Origin of the sequence: Streptomyces tendae (assembly GCF_014650435.1) — a bacterium.
GTDB classification, from domain to species: Bacteria; Actinomycetota; Actinomycetes; order Streptomycetales; family Streptomycetaceae; genus Streptomyces; species Streptomyces tendae.
The window spans coordinates 80,701-99,430 of the sequence record NZ_BMUY01000016.1 but is presented as its reverse complement, the minus strand read 5'-3'; the positions used below and the strand labels follow the sequence as shown (position 1 = coordinate 99,430).

At 68.5% G+C, this 18,730-nt stretch carries 12 protein-coding genes and 3 pseudogenes; 10 read left to right on the top strand and 5 right to left on the bottom strand.

The window, feature by feature from the left end:
* Positions 1-256 precede the first annotated feature (256 nt).
* Both IE258_RS33450 and IE258_RS33445 read left to right on the top strand, forming a co-directional pair.
* Positions 257-1,573: a hypothetical protein gene (locus tag IE258_RS33450; RefSeq protein WP_229892583.1), complete on the top strand. Its 1,317-nt coding sequence runs from the start codon at positions 257-259 to the stop codon at positions 1,571-1,573.
* A 141-nt stretch (positions 1,574-1,714) separates the two neighbouring features.
* A pseudogene (locus IE258_RS33445) lies at positions 1,715-2,906 on the top strand (IS3 family transposase).
* A 306-nt stretch (positions 2,907-3,212) separates the two neighbouring features.
* Here the strand turns inward: IE258_RS33445 and IE258_RS33440 are convergent.
* On the bottom strand, positions 3,213-3,974 hold the full coding sequence (locus tag IE258_RS33440; RefSeq protein ID WP_189749505.1) for a maleylpyruvate isomerase family mycothiol-dependent enzyme: 762 nt from the start codon (positions 3,972-3,974) through the stop codon (positions 3,213-3,215).
* Positions 3,975-4,048: 74 nt separating this feature from the next.
* A pseudogene (locus IE258_RS33435) lies at positions 4,049-4,860 on the bottom strand (IS5 family transposase).
* A gap of 141 nt (positions 4,861-5,001) precedes the next feature.
* On the opposite strand from IE258_RS33435, the gene IE258_RS33430 reads away from it, so the two are divergent.
* The 3 genes from IE258_RS33430 to IE258_RS33420 all read left to right on the top strand — a co-directional run bounded on the left by IE258_RS33430 (position 5,002) and on the right by IE258_RS33420 (position 9,649).
* A complete protein-coding gene (locus IE258_RS33430; RefSeq protein ID WP_189749504.1) occupies positions 5,002-7,731 on the top strand; it encodes a GDSL-type esterase/lipase family protein in 2,730 nt (909 codons plus the stop codon).
* 324 nt (positions 7,732-8,055) lie between these two features.
* Positions 8,056-9,300, top strand: coding sequence for an ISL3 family transposase (locus tag IE258_RS33425; protein WP_189749502.1), 1,245 nt, complete (start codon positions 8,056-8,058; stop codon positions 9,298-9,300).
* On the top strand, positions 9,254-9,649 hold the full coding sequence (locus tag IE258_RS33420) for a transposase (RefSeq protein ID WP_373309967.1): 396 nt from the start codon (positions 9,254-9,256) through the stop codon (positions 9,647-9,649). Before IE258_RS33425 ends, IE258_RS33420 begins: the two co-directional genes overlap by 47 nt.
* Positions 9,650-9,670: 21 nt before the next feature.
* Here the strand turns inward: IE258_RS33420 and IE258_RS33415 are convergent, their stop codons facing one another.
* Entirely contained in the window at positions 9,671-10,006 is a 336-nt protein-coding gene (locus IE258_RS33415; RefSeq protein ID WP_189749500.1) for a hypothetical protein, read from the bottom strand.
* Between the two features lie 777 nt (positions 10,007-10,783).
* Here IE258_RS33415 and IE258_RS33410 point away from each other — a divergent pair.
* From IE258_RS33410 to IE258_RS33395, 4 genes and pseudogenes are all read left to right on the top strand, one after another.
* The gene (locus IE258_RS33410; RefSeq protein WP_189749499.1) at positions 10,784-12,577 is read left to right on the top strand and encodes a hypothetical protein; all 1,794 of its coding nucleotides are present in this window, start codon (positions 10,784-10,786) and stop codon (positions 12,575-12,577) included.
* A 110-nt stretch (positions 12,578-12,687) separates the two neighbouring features.
* A complete protein-coding gene (locus tag IE258_RS33405) occupies positions 12,688-14,088 on the top strand; it encodes a hypothetical protein (protein WP_189749498.1) in 1,401 nt (466 codons plus the stop codon).
* Between the two features lie 294 nt (positions 14,089-14,382).
* A pseudogene (locus tag IE258_RS41460) lies at positions 14,383-14,679 on the top strand (IS701 family transposase); the annotation flags it as partial.
* 145 nt (positions 14,680-14,824) lie between these two features.
* On the top strand, positions 14,825-15,454 hold the full coding sequence (locus IE258_RS33395) for a class I SAM-dependent methyltransferase (protein ID WP_176161692.1): 630 nt from the start codon (positions 14,825-14,827) through the stop codon (positions 15,452-15,454).
* A 183-nt stretch (positions 15,455-15,637) separates the two neighbouring features.
* Here IE258_RS33395 and IE258_RS33390 read toward each other — a convergent pair whose 3' ends face one another.
* Both IE258_RS33390 and IE258_RS33385 read right to left on the bottom strand, forming a co-directional pair.
* Positions 15,638-16,723, bottom strand: coding sequence for an IS110 family RNA-guided transposase (locus tag IE258_RS33390; protein ID WP_189749497.1), 1,086 nt, complete (start codon positions 16,721-16,723; stop codon positions 15,638-15,640).
* Between the two features lie 229 nt (positions 16,724-16,952).
* Positions 16,953-17,531: a TetR/AcrR family transcriptional regulator gene (locus IE258_RS33385; protein WP_189749496.1), complete on the bottom strand. Its 579-nt coding sequence runs from the start codon at positions 17,529-17,531 to the stop codon at positions 16,953-16,955.
* A gap of 85 nt (positions 17,532-17,616) precedes the next feature.
* Here IE258_RS33385 and IE258_RS33380 point away from each other — a divergent pair, with 85 nt between their 5' ends.
* Positions 17,617-18,660: an NAD(P)-dependent alcohol dehydrogenase gene (locus IE258_RS33380; RefSeq protein WP_189749495.1), complete on the top strand. Its 1,044-nt coding sequence runs from the start codon at positions 17,617-17,619 to the stop codon at positions 18,658-18,660.
* Positions 18,661-18,730: the final 70 nt, after the last annotated feature.

The window sequence follows — 18,730 nt, the reverse complement described above, 5'->3', positions numbered from 1 at the left end:
TCACACGCGATGCGATCGCTGGCTCTGGCCTGTCCATGCTGCCGAGGGCGCTCAGCGCGCTCGAGGGCACTGTGCCAACCAATCTTGTGCTCAGCGGGCCTAGCCCAAGTGATCTCTTCTCTGCTTCTGATGTCACAACCCGGCCTTTGGCCGCACTTGGGTCTGGTATGCGGCACCCGGATCTCCTGTCCCACTTGGACCAACCCGTAACGGTCTTCGCACGTCATCTGACCTCGTGCTTCTCTGCGGGGCCCTCGTGAGCAGCGCGGCCAAGGCCGCGCCGAAGCCACCGGACACCGCGGGGGCCGAGCTCTCGGCATCGCTCGTACCGGACAGGGAGCAGGTGGTGTCCCGTACCAGGTCGCGGCGGTCCGGTCCGCGGCGCTGGCTGCGGACGGTCGAGTGGCTCGTGGCTTCCGGGCTTCATCCGCGTGCCTCAGCGACGACGGTGGCCGTTGCGCGGGACCTGGCGGCGCGGATGGACTTCGACACCGGTGAGGTCAGGTACTGCCTGGTGGGCATGGTGGAGCGGCTGGGACTGTCGCGGGCGACGGTCAGCCGGCACGTGGCGTACCTGCGTGAGATGGGCTCACTGGTGTGGTCGCAGCGCGGCAGTCGGGCGAACGTACGCCGGGCTCGTGGCCTGAAGGGGTACGCAGCTACCGCGACGGTGTACGCGGCGGTGATCCCGGCCGTCTACGACCGCGCACTGGGCCACACCATCGTCGGATCCGGGTACACGGCACGCATCATCGTCGACCGGGACACCACATCTACGTCTGCCGACCTCGTGGAGGCTGTGGACAACCCGCCTGTGGAAAACCGCGGCTCCGGCGAGGTTGAGACCCCTTCCCTGACAGTGGTTAAGGAGGTGTGTCAGGTTCAGGTAGTGGGTGGTAAAGACAGTTCTACCGAGCAAGCTCGGCCAGCCGAATCCACCCCCCGCCGCAAGAAGCGCAAGCTGACGATCCTCGGATACAAGATCACCGCTGACCGGATCGACCGCGCACGCAAGCTCGCCATCTCCGTGCGGCCGCTGGTGAACTGGATCCAGGGTGCCACCCACGACCAGCTGTCGTGGGTCATGCTCGACATGGTCGCCAAGGACTGGTCCCACACCCAGATCCTGCTGTGGCTCCGTGATCTCGGCCAGGAGCTCGGCGTCCGACGGTGGCGCCCCAGGTTCCCTCACCGTGTCATCGCCGCGGCCATGCGCCGCCAGGACGACGAAGAGGTCCAGCGAACCCACGGCCACCTCCCCAGCACCGAGCCCGGGCCCGCCGCCGCGGCCCCGAACGACGCCTTCCGCCAGGCACGAGAAGCGCTGCGCAACCATGACTCGGCAGCAGTCGTGTCCTACGGAACCTACGGCCAGCACGACAGCGTCACCCTGAGCCAGTGGGAAGCAGTTCAGCAGCAAGAGGCCCTGGCGGACTTCCCCGAACTCGTTCTGGCGGCCGCGCGGATCGGCGGCCGGGAGCAGGCCATCGCCGCCTACGGCAGCCAGGGCGCCCGCATCCTCGACCTGCACACCGAGTTCCAGACCGCCGGCCTCACCTGGCCCGCAGGATGACCCCAGCTGGATACGCAGAAATGTCAACTCGCCGACACGGTGATGGGGATCTTTGAAAACGGCTCTGTCTGAGCTGGCCCCGGATTCGTGGAGTCCCTGAAGCCAGGCTTATGATCCTGGCCCGAAGGAGAACCACGAGCAGTGCCAGCACCACGCAAATACCCGGACGAGCTCCGCGAGCGGGCCGTCCGCGAGGTCCGCACGACGGGCCGGCCGATCGCGCACGTCGCCAAAGACCTGGGCATCCACAAGGAAGCCCTGCGCGGCTGGGTCCGCCAGGCCGAGGCGGACGCCGGCGAACGCGACGACCGGCTGACCACCGCCGAGCACGAGGAACTGAAGCAACTCCGCAAAGAGGTAGCGGAGTTGAGGCGGGCGAACGACATCCTCAAAGCCGCGAGCGCGTTTTTTGCGGCCGAACTCGACCGTCCCCGGACGAGGCCGACCAGGTGATCGAGCACCTCAGGGACAAGGGCCTCGGGGTCGGGTTCGCCTGCCGGGTGCTGGGGCTGTCGGAGTCGGCGTACTACGCGCGCAAGAAGCGGCCGAAGTCGGCCCGCCGTCTGCGCGACGAGCAGCTGAAGCCGCTGATCGAGCAGGTCCATGCTGAGTCCGGCGGCACCTATGGGGCCCGGCGGATCACCCGCGCCCTGCGGCGCAAGGGTGTGGTGGTGGCCCGCTGCACCGTCGAGCGGCTGATGCGCGAGCTGGGCCTGGAGGGCGTCATCCGCGGGCAGCGTCGCCGCACCACGGTGCCGGAGCCGTCGGCGCCTCGCCCGCCGGACCTGGTCGACCGCGACTCACGGCCTCGCGGCCGGATCAGCTGTGGGTGGCGGACATGACGTATGTGCGCACCTGGTCCGGCTGGGCGTACGTGGCGTTCGTCCTGGACGTGTACTCGCGGATGATCGTCGGCTGGCAGGTCGCGAACCACATGCGGACCGAACTGCCTTTGGATGCAATGGAGATGGCGTTGTGGAGACGGAGGATCAAGAAGGACTCCGGCCTCGTTCATCACAGCGACCGGGGGTCGCAATATGTATCAATTCGGTATACCGATAGGCTGTCCGAGATCGGCGCCTCAGCCTCGGTCGGCTCGGTCGCGGACAGCTACGACAACGCGATGGCTGAGGCGCTGAACGGCACCTTCAAGGCCGAGCTGATCGAGATGCAAGGCCCTTGGCGGGACGTCGACCAGGTCGAGCGGGCGATCTTCCAATGGGTCACCTGGTACAACGAGGAACGGCTCCACTCCGCCCTCGACTACGTACCGCCCGCCGAGTACGAACGCGCCTGGTGGCGAGAACAGGAAGCCACCCCGCAGTCCGCCTGAAACAAGATCACCGGACTCTACGAAACTCGGGGCAGCTCACACCTCAGCGTCGCGTGCTTCACGCGTAGTGAACCAATGGCGTGCTGTCCCCCGTGCGAGCTACACGCGGATGGCACTGCGGGGGGACGCCCTTACAGCGCCTAACAGAAAGCCTGGTCGTAGCCGCCACGTCCCCTTCCTGGCTGCTTCGGCGGTGCTGCGGGAGGCGGTCAGGCCCGGGCTGCGAACTGGCCGTCTGCCGTGCTGAGGCGGAAGTTGTTCGCGATGCGGACGCCATCGAGGCCGTCCGCTGGCGGTAGCGACTGGCTACTCCTCGGGCTCCCATGCGATCAGGTGCTCGAAGACCTGTTTGTCGCCCTCGATGTGCAGGTCGCTCAGCGTGAGGCGGCCCCAGACGAAGAGGAGCAGCTGCTCGGCCGTGCCCGTGGCCGAAGCGGAGGCGGGCGCGGCGTCGTCCGTGAGGGGTGCGGGCCAGGCGCCGGTGCCGTCCAGCGCGAGGAGCCAGGAGCGGCCCTCGGTGGCGTGGTAGTGGATGGTGGCGGCCTCGTGCGGCCAGGCCGCCGGGGTGGAGTTGCAGGTATCGAGAAACTCGGCCACGCCGTCGAGTGCGACGTCCGCAGGCATCGGCTGCACGGCGCCTGCGGCGAGCTGGGCGTCGTAGGTGTGCACCAGCACCTCGTGCACCCGGCGCCGGGCAACGCCCCGGGCATTCGCCGGCGACACGCCTGCGCCCCACCACGTCCAGCACTGGCGCTCCGGGCCGGCCTTGCGCAGCGCACTCAGCAGCAGTTCGTTCGACTCGGCGTACCAGGCCAGCAGCGCCTCGAGCTCGCGCGGCACCTCCGCGGCATCCTTGGCCGGCGGAGCCTCGGCCGGGCCCGCGGCGACGATCGCGGCCCACCAGCGCTGGCCCGTCCCCAGGTGCTGCACCAGATCGAACAACGTCCACTCGGGGCAAGACGGCACCGGCGCGTCAAGGCTGGGCGCGGCGGCGACTGCGCTCCGGAACGCGGCTGACCGCTCGCCGATCAGTTGCAGCAGGGCGGCATACTCAAGACTCTCTGTCACATCGCCTACCTATCACCCCAGCTCAGCCGACCGCACCGTATTTTCCAGGTCATCAGCTGCAGAAGTTGCAGGAGTTAACACAATGATCTGAGTTGGCGGTGGGTGATGAGGCAGCAGGCGAGCTTGAGGAAGGCTTCGTGGATGTCGGCTCGCCTTTCCCAGCGGATGCGGAGCCGGCGGAAGCCGTGGAGCCAGGCGATGGTGCGCTCGACCACCCACCGATAGGTGCCCAGGCCGGTGCCATGCATGATTCCGCGTCGGGCGATGGCGGGGACGATGCCGCGGGCGCGGACCTGGTCGCGGTAGACGTCGTGGTCGTAGCCGCGGTCGGCGAACAGCGAGTCGGGTCTGCGTCGAGGGTGTCCGATGCGGCCGCGCACGGGCGGGACGGCGTCGAGCAAGGGCAGGAGCTGGGTGACGTCGTTGCGGTTGCCGCCGGTCAGCAGGACAGCGAGCGGAGTGCCGTGACCGTCGGTGATCACGTGGTGCTTCGACCCGGCCCGGCCCCGGTCGACCGGCGACGGGCCCGTGTGGAGCCCCCTTTTAGCGCCCTGACGTGCGAGGAGTCGACCACACACCTCGACCAGTCCAGACGCGCGGCTGCGTTGAGCTCGGCCAGGAGCACTTCGTGCAGTCGCTGCCACACGCCGGCCTCGTTCCAATGCCTCAGCCGACGCCAGCACGTCATGCCCGAGCCGAACCCCAGCTCCTGAGGAAGATGTTCCCACTGGATGCCGGTGTGCAGGACGTACAGAATTCCGCACAGCACCTCCCGGTCCGGCAACGGCTTCCGCCCCGGATACCTGAACCGCCTCGGCCGTTGCGGCAGCAGCGGCTCCAGGCGGTCCCACAACTCATCCGGCACGATCCACGGCGACGCCCCCATGCCCGGCTCAACGCTCAACGCTCGACATGGACACGGCAGCCAGGCCGATCCACCTCATTGTGTTAGCTGCTGTTAGGGGTGTCGAATCCGTAGGGTTTTCAGGTTCTCGGATATTGACTGCGCTGATTGAGGAGGCTGTGTATGAGAAGACCCGGGTGGCTGATCTCGCTCGTCTTAGCAGTGACGCTGATGGTGGCGGGGGCGGCGGAACCGGCCGCGGCGGCGGGGGAGCCTGCCGCCGCGGCGGAGGTTTGTGCCACGGCTGGATCGAATTTTGCCAGCCAGTCGATCGCGGAGAGTACGGCGGGGTTGCGGTTGGGGTGTGCCCGCGACGCGGGAGGGCTGCGGTCGCTGGCGGGCAGTGACACCGACGTGGTGGTCGCCATCGATTTCAACACCGCCCATCGGCCTGACGAGTGGCGTCGGCAGATGTCGCAGATGGTCGACACGGTGCGTGCCGACAAGGGCAAGGGGCTCACGCTCAGCGAGTCGTTTAGCCTGCAGGCGCAGAAGAGCAACGTGGACTTCTACGACCGGCAAAGCGACGTGCGGTTCGACGGCAGTATCCAGGTCGTCGGCAACAGCCTCGTCTTCGTCATACCCGCGGGCGAGGTGAACGCTTCGGCGAACTGGTGGCAGAAGTTGGTTGCCAGCATGGTCGGGACCGCGGTGGGTGTCGTGTCCGGCGTGGCGTGCTTGGCCTCCTTCGCAGTCTTCGCCCCCGCCGCGCCCCTCGCCGTACCTACCTGCGGGGCCATCCTCGGCGCAATGACCGGGCTCGTCACTGACCTGATGAACGCCTACTTCGACGGACGGTCGCTCGGCGAGGGGGCGGTCTGGGGTGAGGCAGTCACCCAGGCATTGTGGGGTGCTTTGGCCGGGGTGGGCACCGGGGGGCTGGTGGCGTGGGCATCCAAGGGGGCGGTCTCGCTGGTTGACGTGGTGGGGGAGACCATGAGCAACTTCGCCCTCAAGCTCGGCTCGTGGTCTGCGCCGTTGGAGCGCATCAGAGCCTCGTTGCCAGACTTCGCGGGGTACTTGAGATCGTACATCGAACGGTATGCCCAGGGTCTGCCGCGGCCCAACGCCTGGCCGTCGACGATCCGGGTGATGGTGGTCGGCGACTCGATCAGCCAGGGCCACGAGGGCGACTACACCTGGCGCTACCGGTTGTGGCAGTGGTTCCAGGAGAACAACATCTCGGTCGACTTCGTGGGCCCCTACCATGGCACGTTCACCCCGGACCAGCCCTCCCCGCCGAAACCGCCTCTCTTCGTCGGTGAGCAGCCGGCGGACCAGGGCATCCGCGTGGACGGCGGATACGCGGCCGGGGTCGCTTTCGACAGCGACCACTACGCGCACTGGGGCAGACAGGCCGCACAGATCAAGGACGACATCCGCCGGCAGGTCGAGACCTACAAGCCGGACCTTGTCCTGCTCGCGGCCGGCTTCAACGACATGGGCTGGTTCGTCAGCGACGAGAACGGCACCCTGGACAGCGTCGAGACCATCATCGACCAGGCCCGCGCGGCCCGGCCGGGGGTCGACTTCGCGGTGGCCACCGTGCCGCACCGGTCGAAGATCGGCGGCCGGGACGATCTGATCACCAAGACCGACAACTTCAACCGGATGCTCGCGAACGCGGCCCCCCGGTGGAGTAAATTCATCTCCCAGGTGGAGGTCGTCGACTGGCAGAAAAAATACTCCTGCGCCCCCGTCGCCTGCCCGGCCTCCTATGACGGCCTGCACCCCAACGCATTCGGCGAGTACCAGCTCGCCATCGCCTTCGAGCAGACTCTGCACGACCGATACGGCCTGGGCCGTGGCCCGGTCCCCTTCCCGCCCGAGAACCTGCCGGTCCGGCCGACACCCGTGCCGACCGGTCTGAAGGCCGAGTCCAGCCCCCAGGGCGTGACCGTCACCTGGAACCCGGTGTACGGGGCCTTCGGCTACGACGTGCGGTCGCGGATCGCCGGCCAGACGACCTGGGGCGAGGGCCGCGTCAACAGCAACCGGACCGACACCACCTGGACTGTCGACGGCATCCAGTGGGAGTACCAGGTGCGCACCGTCGGCGGTGACAACGTCAAGGGCCCCTGGTCCGGCACGGTCAGCGCGGTCGCCCACCCGAAGACTGCGCCGCCGCCGCGGATCCTGGCCAGCCGGCCGATCGGCCAGGACGGCATCGAGCTCGAAATCGCACCACCTGACTACCCCACCGCCATCGACCGGTACGAAGTGATCCTCTTCGACAAGGACACGCCCGGCGCCTGGCTCACCGGCACCGGCTTCCGCGGCAACAGCGTCAAGATCTACGGGCTGAACCCGGGCCACCGCTACCTCGTCGCGGCGGCCACCTGGAACGCCGCCGGCGGTGGGCTGCCCGCACTGGCCCGTCCGGTGACGGTTGGCGGCGGCACCCCGGCCGCCCCGACCGGCCTGCGGGTGACCACCGTCGATCCCACCACAGTGGAACTGGACTGGAACGGCGCGAAGTCGGCGGCCGGCTACCGGCTGTGGGTCTCCAACATCAAGGACGGCGGCACCACCCCGCCGAAGGCCGACGAGAACATCATCGAGGACACCCACTACGGCGTCGGCTTCCTGTTCCCGGGCGTGTGGAACTACGAGTTCTGCGTGACGGCCGTCAATGGCTCCCTCGAGTCCGACAAGTCCAACTGCGTCATCCCCTCCCATCCCGACGGCAGCGTGCCGACCAACCCCGGCGGCAGCGCGCTGAACCGCTCACCGAGCGCTCGCACCGCGGCGTCGGACGCGGTGGACATCGGTTCGCTCACCACCCTGAGGAACCCGGACGGGACGGGAAGTCCCGTACCGGTCGGTGTCGGGGTCAACGGGGGTGACCGGTAGCCCGGCTTTGGTGTCCCGTGGTGCTGCCGCGTGCGCGGCAGCACCACGGGACACCGGTGGAGATCAGCCGATCGGATACACCGCGACCTGCCACACAGGGGGTTTCGGTGGGTGGGCTTCGGGCGGGGTCGGCTGGGGTTTTGCCGACGGGGCTGTGCCGTTGGCACGGGGTGTGGCGGTGGCTGGCCGATGGTCGCCGGGACATGTCGAGGCGCGGCCGCGGCAGGATGATGGGGATCTTTGAAAACGGCTCTGTCCGCAGTTCCGTGAATCCCCAGGTCAGCAGCAGGAACGCGGGATCGTTTCAGCAACGTACTTCTTGTCGTGGCGAGCAAGACGGTTGAGGATGTGCTGTTTCCCGGGATCGATGTGCGGGTGGAGGAGGTGAACGACTCCTCCGGCGTCCTGGTGGTGGAGGCGGTGTCGACGGCCCGCCCAGGCCGGTGCCCGAACTGCCGCAAGCAGGCCCGCCGCGTGCACAGCACGTATCAACGCACCCTGGATGAACGGCCGTTGGGCTCGCTCCGGGTCATCGTCCGTCTCCGGGTGCGCCGGTACTTTTGCGACCGGTGGAAGTGTTGCCGTACGACCTTCGTCGAGCAGGTTCCGGGCCTGTCCGCGCGCTACCGCCGTTCCAGCACTGGGCTGGCGGGCTGGCTGCGCTCGATCGCGATCGAGCTCGGCGGCCGTCCCGCAGCCCGGTTGTGCCGCCGCTTGCGGCTGACCGCGGGCCGGACGCGGCTGCTCAGGCTACTGACGGCCCCGGCTGTGCCGGACCGTGCCCCACGGGTGCTGGGGGTGGACGAGTTCGCCTTCCGCAAGGGCTGCACCTACGGGACCGTGCTGGTCGACGTCGAGGCCGGCCGGGTCGTGGACGTACTGCCCGACCGCACCTCGGAGACGTTCGCAGCCTGGCTCACCGAGCATCCCGGTGCCGAGATCATCTGCCGGGACCGGGCCAGCGCCTACACCAAGGAGGTCAGGGAAGCCGCCCCTCGTGCCCTGGAAGTCGCTGATCGCTGGCACCTGTTACAGAACCTGTCCGCGGCAGTGGAGAAGACCTGCCACCAGCACCGCGACTGCCTGCGCAAACGCGCCGAGGAGGAGACAGTGACCGAGGGGCCGGAACCGCCTCCGATGCTGTTACCGCCCGCGGGACTGCCCCGCACCCAGATCATCGAACGCACCCGCCACCGCTACGAGGACATCCACCGCCTGCTGGAGAAGCACTGGACCGTCAGCGCCATCGCCCGCCGGCTGAACCTCGACCGCAAGACCGTGCGCCGCTTCCGCGACACCGACCTCGACGAGCTGCTGGCCTCCGCCCGCGAGCGCCGCCCCAACGGCGTCCTGGCCATTCAAGGCGTACCTCAACGCCCGGTTCACCGAAGCCCAAGGCCAGGTCAGCGGCACACGCCTGTTCCTGGAGATCCAGGCTCGCGGCTACCGTGGCAGCCGCCAGGTCGTCCGCAAACACCTCGCCGCCCTCCGCGCGGGCACCGCCGAACCAGTCCGGGCCGACATCCCCAGCCCTCGCAAGATCACCTCGTGGATCATGCGGCCCCGTAACACTCTCACCGAGAGCCAGGACCAACGGCTGCTTCAAGTCCGGCTCGCCTGCCCGGACATCACCCGAGCCTGCGACCTCGCTCGGGCGTTTGCCGATCTCGTCCGTCACCAGCGCGGATACCTGCTGCTGGAGTGGATCCGGCAAGCCGAGCAGGATGCTCCGAAGCCCATGAAGGGCTTCGCTGGCTTCCTCCGCCAGGACCTCGACGCCGTCACCGCCGGCCTCACCCTGCCCTGGAGCTCCGGGGTCGTCGAAGGACACGTGAACCGGGTGAAAACGCTCAAGCGAGCCATGTACGGCCGAGCCTCGTTCGAACTCCTCCGGACCCGGATTCTCACCCAGCCATGAGGGCTGTGACTCATGCCCGCCTCATGCAACGAGCCTGGTGGCAAAGGCCGCTATCAGGGTGTCCGCCCTCAGCAGCAGCTCAGGGTTGCACGTTCCCGCCACGCGGACAGAAACCTCATCACCACCCACGGCGTGCGCAAGGTGCACTTCGACGTGATGGTCCGATCCGACGAGTGGATAGCTGTACCAGCGATCCGGGTGTTCATCATCGGTGGCCTCAAGGCCGAGTTCGACCGTCTGCCAGTCGGTGTCATCGAAGTCGTAGCCTGCATAGCGCGCCAGGAGAGCCAAGAAGGGCTGGACGTTCTCATTCCAGATCCAGCCCTCTGCTGCACGTTCCCGGTTGCTGCCTGCCATCCGGCCGGAGTGCCACATGCGGCACGTTCGGTCCCTGCCATATGTTTCACGGAACTGCGGACAGAGCCAGATTCAAGAAGCGTCATCAACGGCACCGTCACTGCGGGCCAGCGACGAGACCGGCGTGCCGAGAGCAGCCAGGACCCGGGCCGCCAACCTGGAGTTCCAGCGCTCGGCGAAGGTGCGCAGGTACCCCCTCAGCACCCTGGAGAAGTCCCGAGTGAGGGTAGGACAGCACCATCGCACGGTGGGTGCCGTGTCCCAGGATGTGGCTCCACGCATCGAAGTCGCTGCCCTGGGTGGCCGGGATGTGCCCGTCAACGAACTGCCCGTCGCGTGTCGTGCAGCTCCAGGACGTGCTGAGGGCGCACTTGGAGCATGCGAGAGTCCCCCGCATGGCTGGGTAGCGCCGTTCCCACTCGGGGTCCAGGGCGTAGACGTCCCGGGCCAGCGGAATGTTCTTTCCGCACAAGCAGCAAACGAGGCGGAACGGCGGGCGATTTGGCATGGGACGGCTCCGGATGTCGGACATGTGTCGTCCTCACGCTGGCATCCGCCGCGGCACCACTTGGTGAGGCTGGCCGTCACGGTGCACCCCGGAAGGTCGCACGGGCATGGAGAGCGCCGACGGCGGTGAACGTAGGACGCATCCGCCTCGAGAACATCACGAAGGCCCATCGTCGGCCGGAAGGCGCGAGGCCTGTGCCGCTGTGACGGTGCGGCCCGGGTGCCGCCGGGTGGGTCATCGCGGGGCGGGAATGTGAGTAGGGTGATCAGGTGACAGATGTGGTGGATCCGGGCGCCGGCCTTGACTTGGACGGCTTCATCCCGGTGGTGGATGCCGTGGACGGTGCTGACGCGGAACTCGTCGCGATCGGTGAACGGTACTGGGCCCTGGCCGGGTTCGACACCGAGACCCCTGTGCCTACACCGGTGTGGTGCGAAAAGACCAGCGCCATCGACACCCTCGGGTGGGGGCGATCCCACTACGCCGTAGCTGCAGCAGGCGTGCGCGCCACCATCACGGGACAGCAGTGCCACCAGTGCGAGGGACCGCTCAGCCTCACCTCCCGCACCGCCCTCGCTCAGTTGATCGGCGGAGGCTCCCCGACATGCGTCGAGTGCACACCCTCCCTCCTCAACGCCATCGAGATCGTCCTCGACCCCCGGCGCAAAGCCAAACGAGAACGCGCACGCCAGGAAGCCGAGGCACAACAGGTACGCGATGCGGCACGGACCCGATGGCAGCAAGCGCAGCGCGACACGATGGACACCCGCTACGCGCTGAAGTTCAGCGAACAGGTCCCCTCAACGTCCGTACGGCAGATGACGGCAGCACTGGCACTGTTGCGCTACGCGCCCTCCACGACACCCGTCAGCCGGGTGGGTGGCTGGGTCGACCCACTGCACCCCTCCTACCCGCAGGCAGTGTCCCTGCTGGGTGAGCTGGTGAGGTCCCGCCTGATCAGGATCCACCCCAGCACTCCAGTGACCGCCCTGGTGTGGGAGCCGGAAACCTTCGAGCAGGCCCAGGCCCAGGCCGAGAACGGTGAGATTCCCGAGCCTGAAACAGCCGGGGACTTCTTCCCGCTGGACACCCACTTCTACGCGCCGTTCGCAACGAGCATGGGCACCGGGGCCGAGCATCTGGACAGCGTCCTCACTCAGCGCCTGAACCCGCACAACCTCACCGCCGGGCAGCACGACGATCTGGTCGCCGTGGCCGAGGAACTGATCGCGGAAGAGGCACTGCGCTACTTCAACGGCCGCCTCGAGGACCTGAACCTGCCGGCCGTCACCGACCAGCACGTCCAGCGCCTGCGGGAAGCCGTCTACCGGGCCGCTGCCCACCGGCCCCTCGGCGAGGTGTACAACCTGGCCTGGCGTGCCACCCGCGCGGCAGCAGAAGCCGCCCAGAAAACCCCGCGGGCCCCCCGCACCCACATGAGCACCCACGCGGTGAACCGGCTCGAAACCGACACCCAGCGAGCGGCATCCGATCCGGACTGGCAGCTCAAACCGTTCGACGAGGTCACCGGATACGGCCTGAGCGCCATGATCCGCACCCTCTTCTACACCGTCCTCAACCTCAACCCCGTGAGCAGCAGCCTCAACGACATCATCCAGGCCCTGCCCGAGCCCGCCCCCGAATCGGTGCCGCCCGCTGCGGCCCCCTCTGCTGTACCGGTCGCCGGAACCGATGACGCGTGGGCCGAGATGGCCATCTGGATGGCGACCGACGCCACCTGGAAGACCGAAGCCGTCCAGACATGTCTCACCGCGGTGATCGAAGACGGCGCCGGCCTGGAGTACGACGTCGACGAGCGCGTCGCCCGACGGAACGCATCCCAGCTCAGAGATCTCCACGACCGGCTCACGCCAGCCATCGGCCCACGTCAGGCCGCTATCGCGGTTCTGGCCAGCGCCCGGGTGCTCACTCACCCCGTCACCCCGCCGGGTCCTGGAGCGGGAACCCTGGTCCACATCGGCAAGGTCCTTCACATGCTCCTCGCCCTTGCCGTCCTGGAGTCAGCCGACGACGGCACCGCCCCAGAGGGACCACGTCAGTAGCGCCCGTCCAGCTCACGGCGTCACCAGGGGCCGGCCGAGCCCCTGACCGGCCTGGCCACAGCAGCAGATGTCACGGCAAGATCGACGGCAGGTCCAGGGCAGGGGGCGTAGTGACGAAGCCGGAAAAGAAGCGCGGGGTGCGCATCCCCTACGTGAGGGACGCGCGGGGCGACCGGTACGACCGGTCCGCGATCGATGTCCAACCGCACCCTCCCTACGCGAAGCCGCTCACGTGCTGGGAATGCGGCATCGACGTCCACGTCCGACACGGCAACGCCGACGACCCGGACTCCACCTCCTCGCACTACGTCAAGAACCCCGGCAAGCAGCACGGCCCGCGCTGCGCCTACGACCTGGAGCGTCGCGGCAAGGAACTCGTGGAGTCCTCCGCCAGCACAGTGGTCCGCAAGGCCGGGCAGTGGCGGCTGCTCTGTCCGCCGCTCGAGCGACCCGGTACGCGCGGCGCCGGCAAGAACGTCCCGGGCCCACGGTCCGGACAGAGCCCGTCGCGAGGAGGACAAGCGAAGACCAGCAAGGAGGCGGGGCAGGCAATCGCCTCAGCGCGGCGCATCGTCCGACTCCTGGAGGCCTTCGGCCAGGACCCCGACGCGGTCGCCGAGTTCGCCGCCACCGCACCCGGCGGCCGCCGGAACATCGACTGGCCCGAGTTCTGCCGCGGCCGCGCCGACGCCCACCAGCTCGCTCAGGACCTCATCGACGGCACCACAGCACCGATCCCGCACGCTGTGTGGGGACCCGTGTCGACCGCGGCCGCCGTCGACGGCAAGGCCGGCCGCAGCTACGTGGTCAAATACGTCGCCCGCCACCCCGTCCTCGTCGGCGGCCGCCACCTGCCGCTGCAGGTGACCCTGCGCAGCCCCAACGCAGACTGGATCGGTGCCACCACCCGATCGGGCCAGTTCCTCGGCTACGGCTACTGGACCCTCTTCCCCCGGCCCGAAGAGGTCGAAGGCCGGATCGAACTCCAGCTGTGGATCAAAGAGCCGTGGCAGGTGGCCCGCTGGGACACGGACGGCACCACACAGTCCTTTCCCGCCCCGCCGACCCGCCACGTCCCGGCACGCTCGCCGGCGGACACGCAGGAGCAACCAGCGACTCCGCAAGCAGGGCCAGGAGCAGGAGTAGCCGACGCCCCGCCTGCCGGCCCCGCACTGCCCCCACGGCCGGTGCAGCCCGAACCGCCAACGCCGCCGGTGCCACAGTCAGCCCTCGAAGCAACCGCGGCACCGAGTGCCCAGCCTGGTCCAGCCGCCTCCTGCGAAAAGCACCCGTCGAAGCCGCACACCCACAGGGACGGACCCGGCACCCCCACTGAACGTGCAGCTCAGGACGCGACGGCCGCCGAGGCCACGGAACCCCCTACCGTGCCGCCAATGCCCGTTGTTCCGCCGAAGCCGGCCCAGCCTCCACAACCCTCCTCACCGCCCCCTCCCGTACGGCGCCGGCCGCGATGGCCCGGCTGGCTCGGCCGCCGTACCGGGCGCCGCTGAACCGAGGAGGGCGGACGAGCAACTGGACCTGCACAAGCAGTTCGTCGGGAGGCCAGGGCAGGCACTACTTCGACATCCCTCCGGTGACAGATCCAGAACCTTCGCCCGGACCCGCAGCCAGCCAGGGCCGGACCGGAGTCCTGCGACGATGCAAGGCGCTCGGATACGGCCACCTGCGGTGGGGGCGCGGACGGTGTGCATACTGCTGGCCATGCCGTCCTCACCTGCCGCCCGCTCGACTACGCCGACCGCGTCGGCGGTGCTGTCGTTGTTCGTCACGCGATGCTCCTTTTCATCGCCGCGACGTACCAGGTCACCGATGGGGCGGGCCGACAGTGGGAGGCCCGCAAAATGATCAACAAGGTGCGTCCCGAGCAGTGGATGCGCCGGGCGACCGGGCACGGCACCAAGGGCACCCGCGAGTACGACTGCGCGAAGGGCTTCACCGGACTCGACCAGGGCCAAGTGACCTGCTGGAACTCCTGGATGCGCTGGTCACTGTTCTCCCTGATCGCCGCAGCCGTCCTCGCCCTGACGGCCACCGCCGTCCATGAGACCGCCGAGGAGCGGCCCGACGGGAGTCCAGCCAGCTGGTGACTGACTGTGGTCGCCAGCGGCTTGTCGCGCCACCGGGTGATGGCCTTGTCCTGGTAGCCGAGCGAGTCCGATACGACGGCGCGGGATTCGGCACGGGGCCGGAGAACAGTTGAGAATGGGGGGTGTTAACTTCCTTCCCGTGGCGAAGCACCAGGACGAGACCAGGGCGGCCTATGACGGGGTCGTCGAGTTATATGCGTCGATGTTCGCTAATCGACTGGAGACGCAGCCGTTCGCGCGGAACATGATCGGCACCTTCGCCGAGCTGGTGCGTGGAACGGGGAATTCGCGGGTGGCCGATGTCGGCTGCGGGCCCGGACATCTGACGGCCATGCTGCACGACCTGGGGCTCGATGCCTTCGGGCTCGACCTCTCCCCGGCCATGGTCGACCACGCCCGGCGGGCCCATCCGGCGCTGAAGTTCGATGAGGCCCGGATGGAGGCACTCCCAGTTGAGGACGGCGCGCTCGGTGGCGTGCTGGCCCACTACTCGATGATCCATACCCCTCCTGGGGAACTACCTGCGCTGCTCGCCGAGCAGGCGCGTGTCCTGGCGCCGGGGGGCCTTCTCCTGGTCTCGTTCTTCGGGACCGACGCGCCCGAGCCGGTCCGCTTCGACCACAAGGTGACACCCGCCTATAGCTGGTCGGCGGACCGCTTCGCCGAGTTGCTGGCCGGGGCCGGGTTCGTCACATTCGCGCGGCTGCTCCACGACCCGGCCTCCGAGCGGGGCTTCCTGGACGCCCACTTGCTGGCCCGTCTCCGCTAGATGTTTTGACCACGAGCGTTGTTGACAGGGAAGGGCGCCGCTGACGCAGCTCAGAAGTGGGATTGCCATGGAACCGCTCCCGATCTACCGGCGTCATGGCGCGCGACGTTGAGAACGAGAGCTTCGGTCGAGATATTGAGGTAGTGCCCATAGGGCCGTGCGGCAGGGATGCTCCTATGGCTGTCAAGCTGCTGGAGTCAGGTCGGTTTGAGTGGTTCGTTCGGTTGGTGTGCTGGTCAGGGCGCGATAGACCTCGCGCGCGACGAGTCGCTTGAGGCAGCGCATGATGTCCTTCTTGTTCAGCCCTTCCTTGGTGCGGCGTTCGACGTAGGCGCGGGTGCGTTCGTCGAAGCGCATGCGGGTGAGCACGATGGTGTGCAGGGCGTTGTTCGCGGCCCGGTCGCCGCCGCGGTTGAGGCGGTGGCGGTGGGTGCGGCCGGAGGAGGCTGGGATCGGCGTGACGCCGGCCAGGTGCGCGAACGCGCCCTCGGACCGCATCCGTTCCGGGTTGTCCCCGGCCGTGGCCAGCAGTTGTCCGGCGGTCTCAGAACCGACGCCGAACAGCTCCAGCAGCGCTGGGGCGGCCTGCTTGACCAGCGGGCCGATCTCGGCGTCCAGCTCGGTGATCTCCTCGTCCAGGGCCTGGTGGCGGCGGGCGAGCCGCCGAAGCGCGGCCCGGGTCGCCGCCGGCGGACGGGACAGGTCGTCGCCGGGCCGCAGCCGTGCCAGGGTCCGTATCAGCACGGCGCGTTCCAGGCCCGTGACCTGCTCGCGCAGCATCGCGGGGGCCGCCACGAGCAGGCCGCGGATCTGGTTCATCGCCTGGGTGCGGGCCTTGACGGCACTGCGTCGGGCGGTCCGCAGCACCCGCACCGCCTCGACCACGCCGTCCCGGCTCTTGGGGATGCCGGTGGCCCGGCCGGACAGCACGGCCATCGCGGCGGCGTAGGCGTCGATCGGGTCGGACTTGCCCTTCATCCGCCGCGTCTTGCGGTGGGGGCGGTCGACATCGATGACGGTGACCCCCGCGGCGGTGAGCACCCGGGCGAGCTCGGCTCCGTAGGCGCCGGTGCCCTCCGCCCCGACCGCGACCAGCGTGCCGTGCGTGCGCATCCAGTCCAGCAGGTCCCGGTATCCGCGGATGGTGGCGGGGAACTCCTGGTCGGCCAGGTGCCGGCCGATCTGGTCGATCACGGCCGCGTGGTGGGTCAGGCCGTGGGTGTCGACACCGCCGGTGATCTGCGGGCCGTCGTGCGTCATGCTGGTCATGTCCGTCCTTGTGGCGTGTCCGTTCCGAGGGCGGCACGCGCCGGTCGGGCGGGTGGACAAGACAGTGACGGGGCTTCTGGACCAAGCTCCTATAAAGTCACAAACGCCCGTCCGGCCGCGTGCGTGGTGACGCCCCGGCGAGCCGACAAATCCCAAACAGGACAGTCGAGACGTCAGTCAGTCGGAGGGTCAGACCCGCCCGCAGCGTCACCACGTCACATCCTCACTGTCAGTCGGCGCGGAGGCCCGCAAGATAGATGCGGACGAAACGACGCCAGGGGCCGTCGTCTCCCTCGGGTGAAGTGGCGACGACCCCGCGTATGGCCACGATGAGGGCCTTGATGTCGTCTCCTGTCGCATCCTGCGTCAAATACCCCGACTCGACTGCATTCTGTGTCAGCTGCCGGACGCGGTCCGCGGTCCGTGCGCTCACGTCGTCGTCACTGGGAACGCGGTCCGTCAGGGAGGCCGCGTAACGGCGCTTCTCCGCGTTGAAGGTCCCCACGAAGTCCAGAAACCACTCAAGACCGGCGGCGGGGTCGGGATCTTCAAGTGCGGTCGCTGCGGCCCGGTCCATTTCCTCGACGAAGAGCCGCGCGATGGCATCAAGGAGAGCATCCTTGCCCGCGAACCGCCGGTAGATCGTGCCAACGCCCAGACCGGCACGGGCGGCAATGGCCTCCATACTCGCCTGCGGTCCCTGCTCGGCGAAGACCGCACGGGCGGCGTTGACGACGATCGCATCGTTGCGCAGTGCGTCCCGGCGTGGGGTGCGCGGGGTGACCGAAGGGCTGGGTCGTGGGCTCATCGGCCCAGTGTACTTAAAACGGAATCACCATTCCGCCTCATGTTAAAGTGAATGTAGATTCCGTTTCGACGAGGAGGACCTGCTCATGAGGACCACGACCGGCTGGCAGAGCCTTGACCCGACCAGCAACGCACTGACCCGCGTCACCTTTGAGCGGCGTGATCTGCGCTCGGATGACATCGCCGTGCGGATCGACTACTGCGGCGTCTGCCACAGCGACCTGCACCGCATTCACGGGATGCTCGGCGAGAAGGACCTCATCCCCGGCCACGAAGCCACCGGCGTCGTCGTCGCCGTCGGCCAGGCCGTCACCGGCTTCGCCGTGGGCGATCGGGTCGCCATCGGCACGATCATCGACTCGTGCGGCGAATGCGCCATGTGCGAGGCCGGGCAGGAGAACTACTGCTACAACCGCCCGACCACCACCTACGGTGGCACCGACCGCATCGACGGCACCCAGACCAAGGGCGCCTACAGCCGCGAGTACGTCCTGCGCGAGAAGTTCGCCTTCCACCTGCCCGACGCGCTCGACCCGGCCTCCGCGGCGCCGCTCCTGTGCGCCGGCGTCAGCGTCTGGGAGCCGCTGCGGGCCGCCGGCGTCGGCCCCGGCAGCCGGGTAGCCGTCGCCGGGCTCGGCGGGCTCGGCCACATCGCGGTCAAGCTCGCCGCCGCGCTGGGAGCCGAGGTCACCGTCCTCAGCCGCAGCACGGCCAAGGAGCAGGACGCTCGGAGCCTGGGGGCCAGCGCACTGCTCGTGACCACCGACGAGGCACAGGTCGCCGCCGCCCGGGGCCGCTTCGACTTCATCCTCGACACCATCTCGGCCGACCATGAGCTCTCACCTCTCATCGGCATGCTGGGCCTGGACGGGACCCTGTGCGTCCTCGGAAACCCCCTGATGGCCGGGCCGAAGCTCTGGGAACTGGGAGCGGGCCGCAAGAAGCTCACCTCCTCCGGCACGGCAGGGCTGCGGCAGACCGTGGAGATGCTCGAGTTCTGCGCCGAGCACGGCATCACGGCCGACGTAGAAACCCTGCCTTCGAGCGAGATCGAAACCGCTCTGGACCGTCTTGCTGCTGGCGATGTCCACTACCGGTTCGTGCTGGACATGTCCGACCTCGACAAGTAGGCGACCTCCGCGAGGCCAGAGCCCACGGCACAGTACGGGCTCTGGCCTCGCCTTTTGCGTCCCAAGAGAT

Bases quoted from the DNA above. Each gene is read 5' to 3' on its own strand.
- IE258_RS33430 (WP_189749504.1), top strand. From the start codon at position 5,002: ATGAGAAGACCCGGGTGGCTGATCTCGCTCGTCTTAGCAGTGACGCTG.
- IE258_RS33415 (WP_189749500.1), bottom strand. From the start codon at position 10,006: ATGGCAGGCAGCAACCGGGAACGTGCAGCAGAGGGCTGGATCTGGAAT.
- IE258_RS33390 (WP_189749497.1), bottom strand. From the start codon at position 16,723: ATGACCAGCATGACGCACGACGGCCCGCAGATCACCGGCGGTGTCGAC.
- IE258_RS33385 (WP_189749496.1), bottom strand. From the start codon at position 17,531: ATGAGCCCACGACCCAGCCCTTCGGTCACCCCGCGCACCCCACGCCGG.
- IE258_RS33380 (WP_189749495.1), top strand. From the start codon at position 17,617: ATGAGGACCACGACCGGCTGGCAGAGCCTTGACCCGACCAGCAACGCA.